Source organism: Haladaptatus sp. QDMS2 (assembly GCF_029338295.1).
In the GTDB taxonomy this organism is placed as follows: Archaea; Halobacteriota; Halobacteria; order Halobacteriales; family Halococcaceae; genus QDMS2.
In genome coordinates, this window is the sequence record NZ_CP119791.1 from 742239 (window position 1) to 756197 (window position 13959).

Below are 13959 nucleotides of genomic sequence, written 5' to 3' on the forward strand. Positions count from 1 at the left end.
CGGGTTTACGTCCCGGGCGGTCTCTCCTTTTCGTATGCGCATCGAGAACAGTTTCATTCCCGTTCGGGGGGTCGGTGAAGGGACCGAGCGCTCTCTCTGGCAGTCGGGAATCACCCACTGGGACGAGTTCGACCGCGACGCCGTCTCGGCGCGGAAAGCCGACGCGATAGAGCAGTTCATCGAGACGGGGTACGAACGCCTGGACGCAGGCGACGCCCGCCACTTCGACGACATCTTCCCGTCCGGCGAGCAGTGGCGTATTTACGAGAACTTCGCAGACGACGTCTGCTTTTTCGACATCGAAACGACGGGCCTCAGCCACCACAATTCCGTCGTAACGACGGTGAGCTTTCACCAGAACGGCGAGACGACCACACTCGTCCGCGACGACGACCTGACCGCTGACGCACTCTCTGCCATCTTCGACGACGCGAAGGTCATCGCCTCGTTCAACGGCAAGCGCTTCGACGTGCCGTTTCTCGAAGGGTCGTTCGACGTGAACATCGACCACCCTCACATCGACCTCATGTACACCTGCAAGAAGCTTGGCCTCTCCGGCGGGCTGAAGCAGATTGAGAAAGATATCGGCATCGACCGTGACGAACCCGACATCACGGGCCGAGACGCCGTTCGCCTCTGGAAGGAACACGAACGCGGGAAAGACGGGTCGCTCGACACGCTCGTCAAGTACAATCGCGCCGACACGGTGAATCTGGAGACGCTGATGCAGACGGCCACTCGCCGCCTCCACGAGAACGTGTTCGAGGCTGGCTGCAACGGGAACTGAACGACTTTTTCACTTCGCTCACGCGGTTCGACGTTCGTACTCAGCGAGCCGACTGCTCACCGATGGACCTCTACAGGACACTATCTGTCGAGACTACCGGCTGTTGAATATTGGTTCCGTAGTAAGTTTGTGCGTGGGTGCTGTCTCTGAGACGAGCACCCGCACTGTGGCGCAAATGAATGCGCCGGGCAGTGCGTGGGACCGGATTTGAACCGGCGGACCTCTACAGGACAGCGCCCTCAACGCTGCGCCGTTGGCCTGGCTTGGCTACCCACGCAAGCCGTTCTTTGTAAGCAATCTTTGTTTTCTCGGGGGTAAATAAAAGGGTGTTCATTTTCTGTCGGGGTCGGGAGGCGGTCACATGGCAGACGGCGGCCTGATTTGGCGGTCGGCTGTGCCCCGCTCACGAACGAGAAGTGCTTTTTCTCTCCGGCCGATACTCTCAGTTATGCGACCCCGGACGGTCCTCGCCCTCGCCCTCGTTGTGGTCACCCTCGGCAGCCTGGTCGTCCTCGGCGCGACGAGCGTGTTGAACCCGAGTGGCACTCTCACCGAGCAGTGGGTCTCTGACACCGGGCGGTCCGTCCAATCGAATCATCACGCCCCCGCCGCGGGTCGGATTCACGGGCAACCGTGGGTGTACGCCCCCGTGAGCGGCCCCACTGACCCCGAGGGCTGTGCGCTGGTCGCCCTCTCGGGTAGCGACGGACAGACGCGCTGGACTCACGAAATTCCCGAGGAAGGCTGTGAAATCCACTCCGTCGCCGACCCGGCGCTCGCCGACTACGACGGCGACGGTACCCGCGAGGTCATCGCGGCCACGACCGAGCAGGCCGTCATCGCCTTCGACCCACTGACCGGCGACGAGGAGCTGCGCTACGAACTCGGTTCGTATGGCTACACCCAGCCTGTCGTCGCGGACGTGACCGGTGACGGCGCGTCTGAAATCGTCGTCGTGGACATCAAGGGAACCGTCGCGGTCATCCGCCCGGACGGGACCGCCCTCTGGACGACGAACCTCTCTACGTACGTGTGGGGTCAACCCGCCGTCGCGGACTTCGACGGCGACGGGGAGGGGGCAGAAATCGCCCTCAGTCTGTCGAATGGCGAGATTCGCCTGTACGAAGCGGACGGGACGGAACAGTGGACGAAACAACCGTTCGACGGGTCGATAACCTGGATGACCACCGGGCAGGCAGACGACGACCCACAACACGAAATGGTCGTGGCGACAACCGCCGGAGTGGTCGGAATGGTCGATGGGGCGGACGGCACAATCGAGTGGGAGCACTCCTTTGGCCGTCTCGCTGCGGTTCACGCCTTTGGCGACGGCGACCGCGACGGCGACTCAGAGGTGTACGCCACGGCCAAGGACGGGAAACTCCGAAGCATGGACGCCGCCACGGGCGACATCGAGTGGGAGACGACCCTCACCACCGAGTCGGTCCAGATGATGCCGCCGCCGAAACTCGGCGACGTGGACGGCGACGGCGAGGACGAACTGGTCGCCGTTTCGAACGACGGTATCGTGTCGGTCGTCGACCCAGTTTCGGGCGACGTCCTCGGCTCTAGCCAGCGGGACGTGCAGATTTTCACCCACCCGGCGCTCGCGGACACAGACGGTGACGGAAAAGCAGAAATTTACGTCATGTACGGCGACGGACGGGTCTTTGCCTTCGACTACGACGAGCGCTGAAACGTCATCGGTTCCATGTCGATGAACGCGGTTTCGTACCCTTCGTGGCGGGCGACCTGCGGGACGATGTCCACGGTGACGCCGAGTTCGTCCCACGAGGCGTCCGCGTCTACGAGGGCTCCGTAGTGGTAGTTCAGAGCTGGGTCGAGCGTCCGCGTGAACTGGAGTTCCGAAACCGTCTCACCGGCCGCAGAGAGCGTTCCAGAGAGCCCCATCGCAGGGATGACGTACTGATTGTACGGCGTCCGCGCGGACAGGGCGAGGTAGGCGTCGCCGTCAATTCCCGCGGGTACCTCGTCGCCCGAGAGCAGAGTCGCGAGGAAGAAGGCATCCCCGCTCGTCGCCTCACCGACGAGCGTCCCCGGAAGGTCGTCTTTCGCCGGGACGGTGCCGTTCGGCATCATCTCCATGTTCATCGGTTCGAGCGCCCCGCGATTTCCAGCCTCGTCTTCGAGGAGACGGTAGGGCAGTTCCTCCAGTTTCGATTGGCTGAACTCGAAGTCGATATCGACGGACGCCGGGTCGCCGAATTTGTCCTGGAACGCGCCGGTTCGGCGGATGTTGATCCCGCCCACCGAGATGGTCGCGGTGTAGGTGCCGTCACCGGACAGCGGCATGTTGTCCCCGTAGTGGAAGCCCATCTGCTGGGCGAGCATCGGGTAGATAACCTCCTCTTCGCCGTCGATTTCGACCGACAGGCCCGTCTCGGGGAGGACGACGCCCGTTTCCGGGTCCCAGACGGTGGCCATCAGGTGAACCGAATCGTCAGACTGTGCGTCCGTCCGCTGGGTAGCGCCCTCGTTCATGTTCCAGAAACGGTGGGGATAGCTGTACATCAGGGCGAACTGGTAGTCCCCGGATTTGCCCATGCCGACCATCTCCATGCCCTCTGCGTGCGTTGGAAGATAGACCGCGTTCGGGCGGAAGTCAGCGAGTGGGGGTTCGCGGACCGACCGAGTTTCGAACATCCCGGTACAGCCCGCGAGCGCGGCGGTTCCGACGACGCCGCTCGCCCGGAGAAAGGTGCGCCGATTCATTGCCGATTTCTTCGAACGGGCAAAGAAAGACGCTTCTGGTTCAGTTATCGAATGCGTGAACCAGTCTCATGCGACGGGGTTGAGAGGACGGTGGTTCGCTGCCAACCACGTCGAAAGCCCATCGAGGCCCGGAAAGAGCGTTCGGTGGTTGACGTTAGAGCGGTCGTGCCGGGCGCGAACCTCCCGTTTTCGCTCGGCGAGAAATTATCCTGGGCGGCTTTCGACTCTCGACAGCCCGGTTTTCACCGCTTGCGCCCGAGGAGGACGCTGAGGAGGGTCACGCCAGCGATGGCGCTCAACAGCCCGAAACCAGGCCCGTCGGTCGAAGTCGTCGTGGTTGCGGCGGGTTCTGTCGTCTCGGTGGCCGACTGGGTAGCGGTCGCAGACGGTGTGTTCACCAGTCCCCCGTCGCCGTTGTCGTTTCCGAGTGGCTTTTTGACCGTGAACAGCGACGCGACGGGTTGGTCGCCTGCGGTCACGAGTCGGTCCGTCTCGGGGTCGAACGTCCCGTCGCCGTCGTCAGCGTACACCGTCGCCCAGAGTAGGAACTGAGCCTGCTGGTCGTCGTAGTAGGCCAGGTCCACCGCGACAGAGACGTTGGTCGTCGTGCCGGCTTCGAGGGCGGTGTGGCCGACGATGGTCCCGGGCTGGCCATTCGTGTTCGTCTTCAGGACGACGAAACTCGACTGGCTCGTGGTGATCTGCGGGAGGAACACGGTGCCGTTCTGTGCCTCCTTCACGCTAAACCCGGAGGCAGCGACGGCGACTGACCCTGCACCCTTCCGGACGGTAATCGGGGTGGCAGCGGCTCCGCCAAAGCCCTGGAGTTCGCCATCGGTTTCGGGGTCGAACGTGCCGTCGCCGTTGTCCTCGTGAAGCACTGCCCACACGGTTTCGTTGCCGCTCATCGACCCCCAGAACTCGTCGCTCATGTTCACGCTAATCGGCGAGTGGAAGCCGCGGCGTAGTGGCTTGTGGCCGATGACCTCCCCCGGTTCGCCTTCGTCGTCTGCGTGCAGGACGAGGTACGAGTCCTGGTCGACGAACAGTCGTTCCACCATCACCGACCCGTCGCCGGATACCTGGCTGTCGGCACTGAGGTGGTTTCCGTGAGCGCTAACCGCTGTGGCTCCGGCGAGGAGGGACGCCGCGACGACCACTGCCACGACCACTCGACTGGCGCGTTTCATCGATTGTCGCCACGTTCTCGTTCGGCAGATAAAACCTCACTGCCCGGTCAGTGAGATTTCCATCTCACGCATCTGGAGGAACGCCTTCTCGTAGCCTTCGTGACGGGCGACCTGCGGCGGCGTGTCCACCGTCACCGTCAGCGTATCGCCCGGTTCGACGCCGGAGACGCCCGCTCCATAGTGATAGTTGAGCGTCGGGTCAAGCGTCCGTTCGAAGGTTCCACTATAAATCTCTTCGCCACCGCGCGAAAGTGTTCCACTGAGCGCCATCGCCGGGATGACAAAGCGGTTGTAGGGCGTGCGCGCCGAGACGGCGAGATAGTGGTCGGCGTCGATTCCCGCCGGTACTTCGTCGCCTTCGAGGTGGGTCACGACGAACACGGCGTCGTCGCTCGTCCCCTCGCCGAGGACAGTTCCCGGCAGTTCCTCGCGGGTCGGCGCATAGCCGAGGGGCATCATCATGTCCATCGGTTTGACCGCGCCGGGGTCCCCCGCCTGCTCGATTTCGGTGATTGAAATCTGCTCGCGGGTGTCCTTGTTGAACTCGAAGTCGATGTCCGCGCTCGCGGGGTCGCCGAATTTGTCCTGGAACGCGCCGGTTCGGCGGATGTTGATCCCGCCCACCGAGATGGTCGCGGTGTACGTCCCGTCACCCGAAAGTGGGATGTTGTCCCCGTAGTGAAACCCCATTCGCTGGGAGAGCATGGGGTAGATAACCTCCTCCTGCCCATCGACCTCGACGGAGACGCCGGTTTCGGGCAACACAGTTCCCGTTTCGGGGTCCCAGACCGTAGTCATCAGGTGAACCGAGTCGGATTCCTCGATGGTCGTCTTGCTCAGTTGACTCCCGTTTACGTTCCAGAAGTCGTGGGTGACGGTGTACATCAGGCCCACCTTGTACGGGCCAGCGTCGGCCATCCCGGCCATGTGCATCCCCTCGACGAACGACTGGATGTAGACGCCGTCTGCGTCAGGTTGTCCGGTGGTCGTCGGGGACTGGTCGCCGGCCGTCGTCGTGGCTGTGTCGGTTTCAGCGGGAGTGCCCTGGTCCAGACACCCCGCGAGGCCGACGCTGCCGAGGGCGCAGAGATGGAGGAGGTGGCGGCGATTCATGCCTGAGTGCGTGTGACCATGCTACATAGTCATTCTGGTCGGATTGTCGAACGGCCCGGAAAACAGTGAGAAGCGCGCATTTTTTACAGTCAGTTTACCTAAACCCGGACATGGCCAAGTACTCGACCGGCAGCAACCGCGGGGGCGGCGGTGGCGACTCGTGTGAGCTCTGTGGCAAGACCACCGGCGATTTGCGGACGGAAACGATAGCCGGGGCTGAGTTACTCGTCTGTCGCGACTGTGCGCCCCACGGCGACTCGAAGCGCGAACGAAAGGAGCGCGCAAACGAACCCGAGGAGCGCCGCGAAAGCCGCAAGAAACGCGCCGCACGGAACGTCGCGCGGATGGCGGATGCGCGAAAGGGGGACCCGACCCACTGGGAGAAAGAGGGAACCCACTATGACGAGGACCCACTTCCGTACCTCGTGAAGGGATACGGCGACCTCGTGACCGCCGCGCGCCAGGAGGCGGGTCTCACGGTCTCGGACCTCGCTGAAGACCTCGAACTCGACGAAGACGACGTCCTTGCGGTCGAACAGGGTCGCGCGACGAGTGCCGGCGTCGGCGGGTCGGTCATCGAAGCCCTGGAAGAACGCTTCGACCTGACGCTCGCCGAGTGAGGAAAGGGGCAACTTTTTCGACCCGCACTCCAGATTGTGGGTATGGAACTCACGCCAGAACAACAGGCGATACAGGAGGCCGTCCGCGAGTTTTCGCTAAACGAGATTCGGCCCACCGCCGAGGAGGCAGACCGCGAGCAGGTATTCCCGGAGGAGGTCTGGCAGGGCCTCGCCGACCTCGACCTGCTCGGGCTCAACATTCCCGAGGAGTTCGGCGGGTTCGGTGGCGACCGGATGACCTACAGCATCGTGAACGAGGAAGTCGCCTACGGGATGCTGGCGGCGGCGACGGCGATGTCCGTCCAGTACCTCGTAAACGCCTGTATCGACGAGTTCGGCAGCGACGACCACCGCGAGCAGTGGCTGCCCCGACTGGCGAGTGGCAAATCCATCGGCGCGTTCTGTCTCTCTGAACCAGGTGCGGGTTCGAACCCGGCACAGATGGAAACCGAAGCCAAGCGCGAGGGCGACGAGTACGTCATCAACGGCAAGAAACAGTGGATTACGAACGGCCAGCGTTCGGACGTCGCGGTCGTGTTCGCCAAAACTGACCGCGCCGACCCCCGCAGCGTCACGCAGTTCCTCGTCCCGAAGGACACCCCGGGCGTCGAAGTCGGGAAGAAAGAGGACAAACTCGGACTTCGGGCGAGCGACACGACGGGCCTCCTGTTCGACGACGTGCGTATTCCGGCGGAAAATCGGCTGACAGAGGAGGGCAAAGGCCTCTCGGCCGCACTCTCGATTCTTACGGGCGGGCGCATCGCCATCGCCTCACAGGCAGTGGGCGTCGCTCAGTCAGCGCTCGACGAGGCCGTCTCGTACGCACAGGAACGCGAGCAGTTTGGCAACCCCATCTCCGAGATTCAGACAATCCAGCACAAACTCGCCGACATGCAGACGAAAGTGCAGGCGGGGCGGTTGCTCGCTCGCGACGCCGCCCGCCGCGACGACGCCGGCGAGGACGTTCAGATGGCCGCGAGCATGGCGAAGTACTTCGCGAGCGAGAACGCCGTGCAGGTAGCCAATCAGGCCGTCCAGATTCACGGCGGTTACGGCTACACCACCGATTTCCCCGTCGAACGGATGTACCGCGACGCGAAGGTTACGACCATCTACGAGGGAACGTCGGAGATTCAAAAATTGGTCATCGCCCGGAACCTGCTCGGGTGAGCGTCTGACACCAGGAAACACGACAATCAGCTATACAGCAACCTTTTATCAATCTCCCGCGAAGGGTGTGTAAATGGTTCTCACGGGAACACCGTCGGTCGTCGGCTTCGACGTCGAATCGGCCATCGAAGCCGCACACGCCGTCGTCGGTGACGACCTGCTCATCGGCGTTGAGTACGATCGCGAGGCGTTCAACATCCTCTACGTCACCGAACCCGTCTCGTCGCTCTACACTGACGATGCGCAGATGGAGTCACACTTCGACAGCATCCACTCCTACGTCCACCTCGATTTCACCGAACGCGAACTGTTCAAAGACCTGTTCGTCGACCCCGTGGGCGTCCGGGCGTTCGTCACCTACATGGGGAACATGATTGCCATCCGGTTCATGGCCGGTGAGGATGGACTGTTTCTCGGGCTCGCGCCCGGAGCCGAAGTGACCGACGTGGTCTCGCAGGTGGAAGCCGCCATCGAAACCTGATGGCCGAAGGGGTTTTGAGCGGAGGGATGGATGATATGGCTGTGAATTCCTCCTCGCTCGCGTCGGCGGATGCGATCGTGTACGACCTCGACGGGACGCTGGTACGACTCGATGTCGATTGGAAGGTGGTTCGGGACAACGTGACCGCGGCGCTCGAAAAGAAGGGCGTCGAGACGAATGGCGAGGACCTCTGGGGCCTGCTCGACCTCGGGAGAGAGACGGGCAACGGCCCGCTCGTCGAATCGATAATCGCCGACCACGAGCGAACCGGCGCACAGACCTCGACGCGCCTCTTTCTAGCTGATGCGATTCCGACGACCGTGCCGGTTGGTGTCTGCTCGCTCAACTGCGCTTCTGCGGTCCACATCGCGCTCGAAGCCCACGACCTCACAGAGCGCGTCGCTGCTGTCGTCGGCCGCGACTCGCTCCCGGAGCAAAAACCCCATCCAGACCCGTTGCTCGCGGTCATCGAGGAACTGGGCGCTGACCCGGAGAACACGGTGTTCGTCGGGGATTCGAAGAGCGACGCAGAGACGGCAGAACGAGCGGGGACGAAGTTCGTCTACGTCGAGGCGCTTCGCCGGGCGTAGGTGTAGACGGAAAGCGCCGTGCAAATCCAGATGATGGCACCGATGCGGATGGCGAACGAGGCGCGGGCCGACCACGTCGGGAGCGAGTAGGGAATCGAGAGGACCGTCACGACGGGCGCGCCGATGAGGATGGTGAGGACGAACGTGACCTGCATTATCCACGTGTAGTCGATACCATCGACTTCGGTCGTCTCGACGCGTGTTGGCACAGGGTGACGTAGCGGGGGTGGGAGGTTAACGGTTGCCGTTTCGGGCCTGTCGGCGACCGAATACGTTTAATCCTCCCCCATCCACGTTTGGGATATGCCCACGACGGTCACGGATATCCGCAAGATGGCGGGCACGGCGCGCATCGCGATGATGACGGCGTACGATGCGCCGACCGCGAAAATCGCGGACGAACAGGGCCTCGACATCCTCCTCGTCGGCGACAGCCTCGGGAACACCTCCCTCGGGTACGATTCGACGCTGCCGGTGACGGTAGACGACACGGTTCGCCACACGGCGGCGGTCGCGCGCGCCGCGAAAAACGCACTCGTCGTCGCCGACATGCCGTTTCTGAGTTTCGGCGTGGACGACGCAGAAAGCGTCACGAACGCCGGACGGATGATAAAAGAGGCCGGCGCGAAGGCGGTCAAAATCGAGAGCGGACCGCACACCGTCGAACTCACGCGCAAGCTGACCCAGCTCGGAATTCCGGTCATGGCGCATCTCGGGTTGACGCCCCAGCAGGTGAACCAACTCGGCGGGTACACCCGGCAGGGGACGACTCGCGAGTCAGCGACCCAGATTCTCGACCTCGCAAAACATCACGAAGAGGCGGGCGCATTCTCGCTCGTCCTCGAACACGTCCCGGCCAACCTCGCCGCGCAGGTGACCGAGGCGCTCGAAATTCCTACTATCGGCATCGGTGCGGGCCCGGACACGGACGGGCAGGTGCTCGTCGTGGACGACGTCGTCGGCTTGAGCGACTGGCAACCGCCGTTCGCAAAACAGTTCGGCAACGTCCGCAAGGAGATGGAGCAGGCAATCGGAACGTACGCAGACGAGGTCCGGTCCGGGTCCTTCCCCGACCCCGAACACAGCCACGTCGAAGAAGACTTAGACGACCTCTACTGAGCGAGGAAGCGTTCGATTGCGTTCGCGAACGCAGCAGGTTGTTCTATCATCGCGAGATGGGCCGCATCTTCTATCATGGCAAGCGTCGCGTTCGGCATGTGTTCGACCAGATACTCGTGGTAGGACACGGGTGTCAGCCGGTCGTATTCGCCGACGAGCGCGAGCGTCGGCGTCTCCACGTTGTCGAGTTGGTCGCGAACGTCGAATCGGTGGCAGGTACGAAAGTCACGCTCTGTGACCGCGCTTCCGACGGCGTTCATCGTGGCTTTCGAATGGTCGACGACCGTGCTCGTGGTGTCGTGAAACAGCATGTCTTCGCCGTGGAGGAACTCGACCGCTCGCTCGTAGTCGTCGTCCAGCCAGCGGAGCAAGTCGTCGAGGACGGAGAGTTTCGCGCCCGTCCCCGCGAGGACGGCGGCTTCGAGTTCGACGTCGCGCTCGACCAGCAGGTGGAGGATGACCGCGCCGCCGAGTGAGTTGCCGACGAGGACGGACGCGCCCGTTTCTTCGACGACGGCGAGCACGTCGTCAGCGTAGGCCGCGAGCGTGCTAAAGCCAGGCTCTGCGTCGATGTCGTCGGATTCGCCGTGGCCACTCAGGTCGAGGGCGACGGCGGGTCGAGTATTCGCCCGCCGGCCATAGATGCCCGTCCACACGCGGTGGGTTCCACCGCTCCCGTGGACGTAGCAGATTGGCTGGCCAGCGTCGCCGAAATCGGTGCGTCGATACGCCGTCTCGCGGCCGTGGTGGGAAACTGTCTTCATACCGGACCAACACAGGCGCGATAGATAAATTTAGGACCCCTGAACCGCAATACTACCACAATCGATCGACCCCGTGCAGTACGCCGATTACCGGCGACAGTTTTAAATATTAATATGACTAACTTAATGTTAGTATGAAAATCTCGCTACACGACAGTCCGAGCGGCGATGAGGGGGCATTCACCCGCTACGACTACGCCGGGACGACCGTCTTCGCGGCGGACCTCGGCATGCGCGGTAACGCGTCGGTCGATCTCGTCGACCACACCGCAATCGTCGTCTGGGACGACGACGAACAACTCGAATTCGAGATTCCCGTCGAGGGTGCGGCACGAGCGTTTATCAAAAATGGCGTGCTAACAATCGAGGTAGACCGATGAAGCTCACCGTCAAGCCCCTGAAGCAAAAAGACGCCGGCCGCGGTCTGGCCGCCATCGACCGCGCAGCAATGGCCGAACTCGATCTCGAAAACGGCGATTACATCGTCATCGAAGGGAAAGACGGCGGCCGCGCCGTCGCACGCGTCTGGCCCGGCTATCCGGAAGACGAAAATCGCAACATCATCCGCATCGACGGCCGCCTCCGTCAGGAAGCCACCGTTGGCATCGACGACCGCGTGACGGTCGAAAAGGCGGACGTAAAGCCCGCCAAGAAGGTTACTGTCGCCCTCCCACAGAATCTTCGTATCCGCGGAAACATCGGCCCGTACATCCGCGACAAACTCGCTGGACAGGCCATCACGAAGGGGCAGACGGTCCCCTTCTCGCTCGGCTTCGGCCCGATGACGAGCATGTCGAACCAGAAGATTCCGCTGCGCATCGCTGGCGTCTCCCCCTCCGGGACGGTCGTGGTGACCGACTCGACGGAAATCGACATCAGCGAGAAGCCCGCGGAGCAGATTTCGGGCGCAGAGCGCACCAGCCCGCTCGGCGGCCCCTCCATCACCTACGAGGACATCGGCGGCCTCGACAAGGAGTTAGAGCAGGTTCGCGAGATGATCGAATTGCCGATGCGCCACCCGGAACTGTTCAAACAACTCGGCATCGAACCGCCAAAGGGCGTGCTCCTGCACGGCCCACCGGGGACGGGCAAGACGCTCATCGCGAAGGCCGTCGCCAACGAAATCGACGCCACTTTCGAGACCATCTCCGGCCCCGAAATCATGTCGAAGTACTACGGGGAATCGGAAGAACAACTCCGTGAGGTGTTCGAACGCGCAGAAGAGGGCGCACCGGCCATCGTCTTCATCGACGAACTCGACTCCATCGCGCCAAAGCGCGGTGAGACGTCGGGTGACGTCGAACGTCGCGTGGTCGCCCAACTCCTGTCGCTCATGGACGGCCTGAACGAGCGCGGACAGGTGACGGTCATCGGTGCGACCAACCGTCTCAACGCCATCGACCCGGCGCTGCGCCGCGGCGGCCGGTTCGACCGCGAAATCGAAATCGGCGTCCCCGACAAACAGGGGCGCAAGGAAATCCTGCAGGTCCACACCCGCGGGATGCCCCTCGCAGACGGCATCGAACTCGACATGTACGCCGCGAACACGCACGGGTTCGTCGGCGCGGACTTAGAATCGCTCGCCCGAGAGGCGGCGATGAACGCGCTGCGACGTATCCGCCCCGAACTCGATCTCGAGGCCGACGAAATCGACGCGGACATCCTGGAGACGATTCGCGTTACCGAAGACGACTTCAAACAGGCACTCAAGGGTATCTCGCCCTCGGCGCTTCGCGAGGTGTTCGTCGAAGCCCCGGACGTGACCTGGGAAGACGTCGGCGGTCTCGAGGACACCAAAGAACGCCTCCGCGAGACCATCCAGTGGCCGCTCGAATATCCCGAAGTGTTCGAGACCATGGGCATGGAAGCCGCAAAAGGCGTCCTCCTCTACGGCCCACCGGGCACGGGGAAGACGCTGCTCGCGAAGGCGGTCGCCAACGAGGCGGAGTCGAACTTCATCTCCATCAAAGGCCCCGAACTGCTCAACAAGTTCGTCGGCGAATCGGAGAAGGGTGTCCGCGAAGTGTTCGCCAAAGCCCGCGAGAACGCCCCGACGGTGGTGTTCTTCGACGAAATCGACTCCATCGCCTCCGAACGCGGCCAACGCATGGGTGATTCGGGCGTCTCAGAGCGCATGGTTTCACAGTTGCTGACGGAACTCGACGGCCTCGAAGAACTCGAAGACGTCGTCGTCATCGCGACGACCAACCGGCCTGACCTCATCGACTCGGCGCTCCTTCGACCGGGTCGCCTGGACCGCCACATCCACGTGCCCGTCCCGGACGAAGACGCCCGTCGCGCCATCCTCGACGTCCACACCACGGACAAGCCAATCGCCGACGACGTGGACTTAGACTGGCTCGCAAAGGAGACTGAGGGATACGTCGGGGCCGACTTAGAAGCGCTCGTCCGCGAGGCGTCGCTGGCCGCAAGCCGCGAGTTCATCAAGAGCGTCTCGAGAGAAGAGGTCGCAAAGAGCGTCGGCAACGTTCGCGTCAACCGCGAGCACTTCGAGAAGGCGCTCAAGGAGATTCAACCGTCGGTCACCGACGAGACGGTTCGCCGCTACGAGGAAATCGAACAGCGCTTCCAACAGCGCGAACCCGAAACCGAAGAGCGGGAGTTCAGCCGGACGTTCCAATAGCAACTTTTTGAGTGCGCGGCACGAGTCCGCGCACCAAAAACTTGCATGAAAAAACCGCTGTGATGGGCGTGTATTCCCCTCGCAATTTGAAAACGTTCATAGAAGCAGGAGACCTGCTTCGAGCCCTCGTTCGCTACGCTCACGAAGACGTGAAAAAGGGTTGCGAGCACTCCGTGCTCGCACGAAGAGGGTTCGAGATACGACTTTTGATTATTGAGCTTTGAGATTGTTGAAGTTCGAGATTGTAGAGGTTTGAGGATAGCCGTGTCGAGAGAATTCGCTTTGGGGAGCCGCCTGTAACGCGGTTCAGCCCTGCGCTTCGACTTCTTCGTGGTCGTACTTCGTCCGGAACTCCTGGATGAGCGTTCCCATCTTCGCGTACCAGTCGTTGAGCAGTCGCTGGAGGTCGTCTGCGACATCGTCTGCGTTCGCAATCTTGTACACGTGGTGGTAGCCGCCCTGTTCGTAGTTCACCTGCTCTTTCTGGACGAAACCTGCCGTGAGCAATCGCTGGACGGCCCGGTAGGCGGTCGATCGCTCGCGCCCCACGCGGGTCGCGATTTCGTCTATCGTGAGTGGTTCGTCGGTGGTCGCGAGCACCTGAAAGCATTCCCGGTCGAGTTCGCGAAGGCCGTGGAAACATTCGAGGAGCCCCTCACACTCCATGTCCTTTCGCAGTAGTTCTGCCATCGAGTCGGGCATCGGTTATCACTACCTACTCGGCGGAACGGCAATAATGGTTCGTATG

The 13959-nt window shown here is 62.5% G+C and carries 15 protein-coding genes and 1 tRNA gene; 9 read left to right on the forward strand and 7 right to left on the reverse strand.

Features of this window, described 5'->3' with window-relative positions:
- The first annotated feature begins 34 nt into the window (after positions 1-34).
- Positions 35-787: a ribonuclease H-like domain-containing protein gene (locus P1M51_RS03995; RefSeq protein ID WP_276246901.1), complete on the forward strand. Its 753-nt coding sequence runs from the start codon at positions 35-37 to the stop codon at positions 785-787.
- Positions 788-979: 192 nt separating this feature from the next.
- On the opposite strand, the gene P1M51_RS04000 is transcribed toward P1M51_RS03995, so the two are convergent.
- Positions 980-1064 (reverse strand) — tRNA-Leu (locus tag P1M51_RS04000).
- Between the two features lie 84 nt (positions 1065-1148).
- On the opposite strand from P1M51_RS04000, the gene P1M51_RS04005 reads away from it, so the two are divergent.
- Positions 1149-2483 carry a PQQ-binding-like beta-propeller repeat protein gene (locus P1M51_RS04005; protein WP_276246902.1) on the forward strand — a complete coding sequence of 445 codons (1335 nt, stop codon included), beginning with the start codon at positions 1149-1151 and terminating at the stop codon, positions 2481-2483.
- Here P1M51_RS04005 and P1M51_RS04010 read toward each other — a convergent pair.
- The 3 genes from P1M51_RS04010 to P1M51_RS04020 all read right to left on the reverse strand — a co-directional run bounded on the left by P1M51_RS04010 (position 2468) and on the right by P1M51_RS04020 (position 5823).
- Positions 2468-3520 (reverse strand): twin-arginine translocation signal domain-containing protein, encoded by a 1053-nt coding sequence (locus P1M51_RS04010; RefSeq protein ID WP_276246903.1) that lies wholly within the window; start codon positions 3518-3520, stop codon positions 2468-2470. The two genes, P1M51_RS04005 and P1M51_RS04010, sit on opposite strands and share 16 nt — an antisense overlap.
- Positions 3521-3762: 242 nt before the next feature.
- Positions 3763-4710, reverse strand: a complete 948-nt coding sequence (locus P1M51_RS04015) for a hypothetical protein (protein ID WP_276246904.1) — start codon at positions 4708-4710, stop codon at positions 3763-3765.
- 36 nt (positions 4711-4746) lie between these two features.
- The gene (locus P1M51_RS04020) at positions 4747-5823 is read right to left on the reverse strand and encodes a fe2+ transport protein (protein WP_276246905.1); all 1077 of its coding nucleotides are present in this window, start codon (positions 5821-5823) and stop codon (positions 4747-4749) included.
- Positions 5824-5933: 110 nt separating this feature from the next.
- On the opposite strand from P1M51_RS04020, the gene P1M51_RS04025 reads away from it, so the two are divergent.
- The 4 genes from P1M51_RS04025 to P1M51_RS04040 all read left to right on the forward strand — a co-directional run bounded on the left by P1M51_RS04025 (position 5934) and on the right by P1M51_RS04040 (position 8684).
- Positions 5934-6443 (forward strand): multiprotein-bridging factor 1 family protein, encoded by a 510-nt coding sequence (locus P1M51_RS04025; protein ID WP_276246906.1) that lies wholly within the window; start codon positions 5934-5936, stop codon positions 6441-6443.
- 42 nt (positions 6444-6485) lie between these two features.
- A complete protein-coding gene (locus tag P1M51_RS04030) occupies positions 6486-7613 on the forward strand; it encodes an acyl-CoA dehydrogenase family protein (RefSeq protein WP_276274825.1) in 1128 nt (375 codons plus the stop codon).
- A 73-nt stretch (positions 7614-7686) separates the two neighbouring features.
- Entirely contained in the window at positions 7687-8094 is a 408-nt protein-coding gene (locus tag P1M51_RS04035) for a hypothetical protein (RefSeq protein WP_276246908.1), read from the forward strand.
- 35 nt (positions 8095-8129) lie between these two features.
- Complete coding sequence (locus P1M51_RS04040; RefSeq protein ID WP_276246909.1) at positions 8130-8684, forward strand: HAD family hydrolase; 555 nt, start codon at positions 8130-8132, stop codon at positions 8682-8684.
- Here the strand turns inward: P1M51_RS04040 and P1M51_RS04045 are convergent.
- Complete coding sequence (locus tag P1M51_RS04045) at positions 8657-8893, reverse strand: DUF5822 domain-containing protein (protein ID WP_276246910.1); 237 nt, start codon at positions 8891-8893, stop codon at positions 8657-8659. The two genes, P1M51_RS04040 and P1M51_RS04045, sit on opposite strands and share 28 nt — an antisense overlap.
- Positions 8894-8987: 94 nt before the next feature.
- Here P1M51_RS04045 and panB point away from each other — a divergent pair, with 94 nt between their 5' ends.
- Positions 8988-9803 carry a 3-methyl-2-oxobutanoate hydroxymethyltransferase gene (panB, locus tag P1M51_RS04050; RefSeq protein WP_276246911.1) on the forward strand — a complete coding sequence of 272 codons (816 nt, stop codon included), beginning with the start codon at positions 8988-8990 and terminating at the stop codon, positions 9801-9803.
- Here panB and P1M51_RS04055 read toward each other — a convergent pair.
- On the reverse strand, positions 9797-10567 hold the full coding sequence (locus P1M51_RS04055; protein ID WP_276246912.1) for an alpha/beta fold hydrolase: 771 nt from the start codon (positions 10565-10567) through the stop codon (positions 9797-9799). The genes panB and P1M51_RS04055 overlap by 7 nt on opposite strands.
- 134 nt (positions 10568-10701) lie before the next feature.
- Between P1M51_RS04055 and P1M51_RS04060 the strand changes: the two genes are divergently transcribed.
- Both P1M51_RS04060 and P1M51_RS04065 read left to right on the forward strand, forming a co-directional pair.
- Complete coding sequence (locus P1M51_RS04060) at positions 10702-10947, forward strand: hypothetical protein (RefSeq protein ID WP_276246913.1); 246 nt, start codon at positions 10702-10704, stop codon at positions 10945-10947.
- A complete protein-coding gene (locus P1M51_RS04065; RefSeq protein WP_276246914.1) occupies positions 10944-13211 on the forward strand; it encodes a CDC48 family AAA ATPase in 2268 nt (755 codons plus the stop codon). The genes P1M51_RS04060 and P1M51_RS04065 overlap by 4 nt, the downstream gene beginning before the upstream one ends.
- A gap of 306 nt (positions 13212-13517) precedes the next feature.
- Here P1M51_RS04065 and P1M51_RS04070 read toward each other — a convergent pair whose 3' ends face one another.
- Entirely contained in the window at positions 13518-13913 is a 396-nt protein-coding gene (locus tag P1M51_RS04070; RefSeq protein WP_276246915.1) for a helix-turn-helix domain-containing protein, read from the reverse strand.
- Positions 13914-13959 lie beyond the last annotated feature (46 nt).

Excerpts from the sequence above, each read along its gene's own strand:
- P1M51_RS04060 (WP_276246913.1), top strand. The coding sequence starts at position 10,702 with ATGAAAATCTCGCTACACGACAGTCCGAGCGGCGATGAGGGGGCATTC.
- P1M51_RS04030 (WP_276274825.1), top strand. The coding sequence starts at position 6,486 with ATGGAACTCACGCCAGAACAACAGGCGATACAGGAGGCCGTCCGCGAG.
- P1M51_RS04025 (WP_276246906.1), top strand. The coding sequence starts at position 5,934 with ATGGCCAAGTACTCGACCGGCAGCAACCGCGGGGGCGGCGGTGGCGAC.
- P1M51_RS04010 (WP_276246903.1), bottom strand. The coding sequence starts at position 3,520 with ATGAATCGGCGCACCTTTCTCCGGGCGAGCGGCGTCGTCGGAACCGCC.
- P1M51_RS04055 (WP_276246912.1), bottom strand. The coding sequence starts at position 10,567 with ATGAAGACAGTTTCCCACCACGGCCGCGAGACGGCGTATCGACGCACC.
- P1M51_RS04020 (WP_276246905.1), bottom strand. The coding sequence starts at position 5,823 with ATGAATCGCCGCCACCTCCTCCATCTCTGCGCCCTCGGCAGCGTCGGC.
- P1M51_RS04065 (WP_276246914.1), top strand. The coding sequence starts at position 10,944 with ATGAAGCTCACCGTCAAGCCCCTGAAGCAAAAAGACGCCGGCCGCGGT.
- P1M51_RS04035 (WP_276246908.1), top strand. The coding sequence starts at position 7,687 with ATGGTTCTCACGGGAACACCGTCGGTCGTCGGCTTCGACGTCGAATCG.
- panB (WP_276246911.1), top strand. The coding sequence starts at position 8,988 with ATGCCCACGACGGTCACGGATATCCGCAAGATGGCGGGCACGGCGCGC.
- P1M51_RS04040 (WP_276246909.1), top strand. The coding sequence starts at position 8,130 with ATGGCTGTGAATTCCTCCTCGCTCGCGTCGGCGGATGCGATCGTGTAC.
- P1M51_RS04005 (WP_276246902.1), top strand. The coding sequence starts at position 1,149 with ATGGCAGACGGCGGCCTGATTTGGCGGTCGGCTGTGCCCCGCTCACGA.
- P1M51_RS04015 (WP_276246904.1), bottom strand. The coding sequence starts at position 4,710 with ATGAAACGCGCCAGTCGAGTGGTCGTGGCAGTGGTCGTCGCGGCGTCC.
- P1M51_RS04070 (WP_276246915.1), bottom strand. The coding sequence starts at position 13,913 with ATGCCCGACTCGATGGCAGAACTACTGCGAAAGGACATGGAGTGTGAG.
- P1M51_RS03995 (WP_276246901.1), top strand. The coding sequence starts at position 35 with ATGCGCATCGAGAACAGTTTCATTCCCGTTCGGGGGGTCGGTGAAGGG.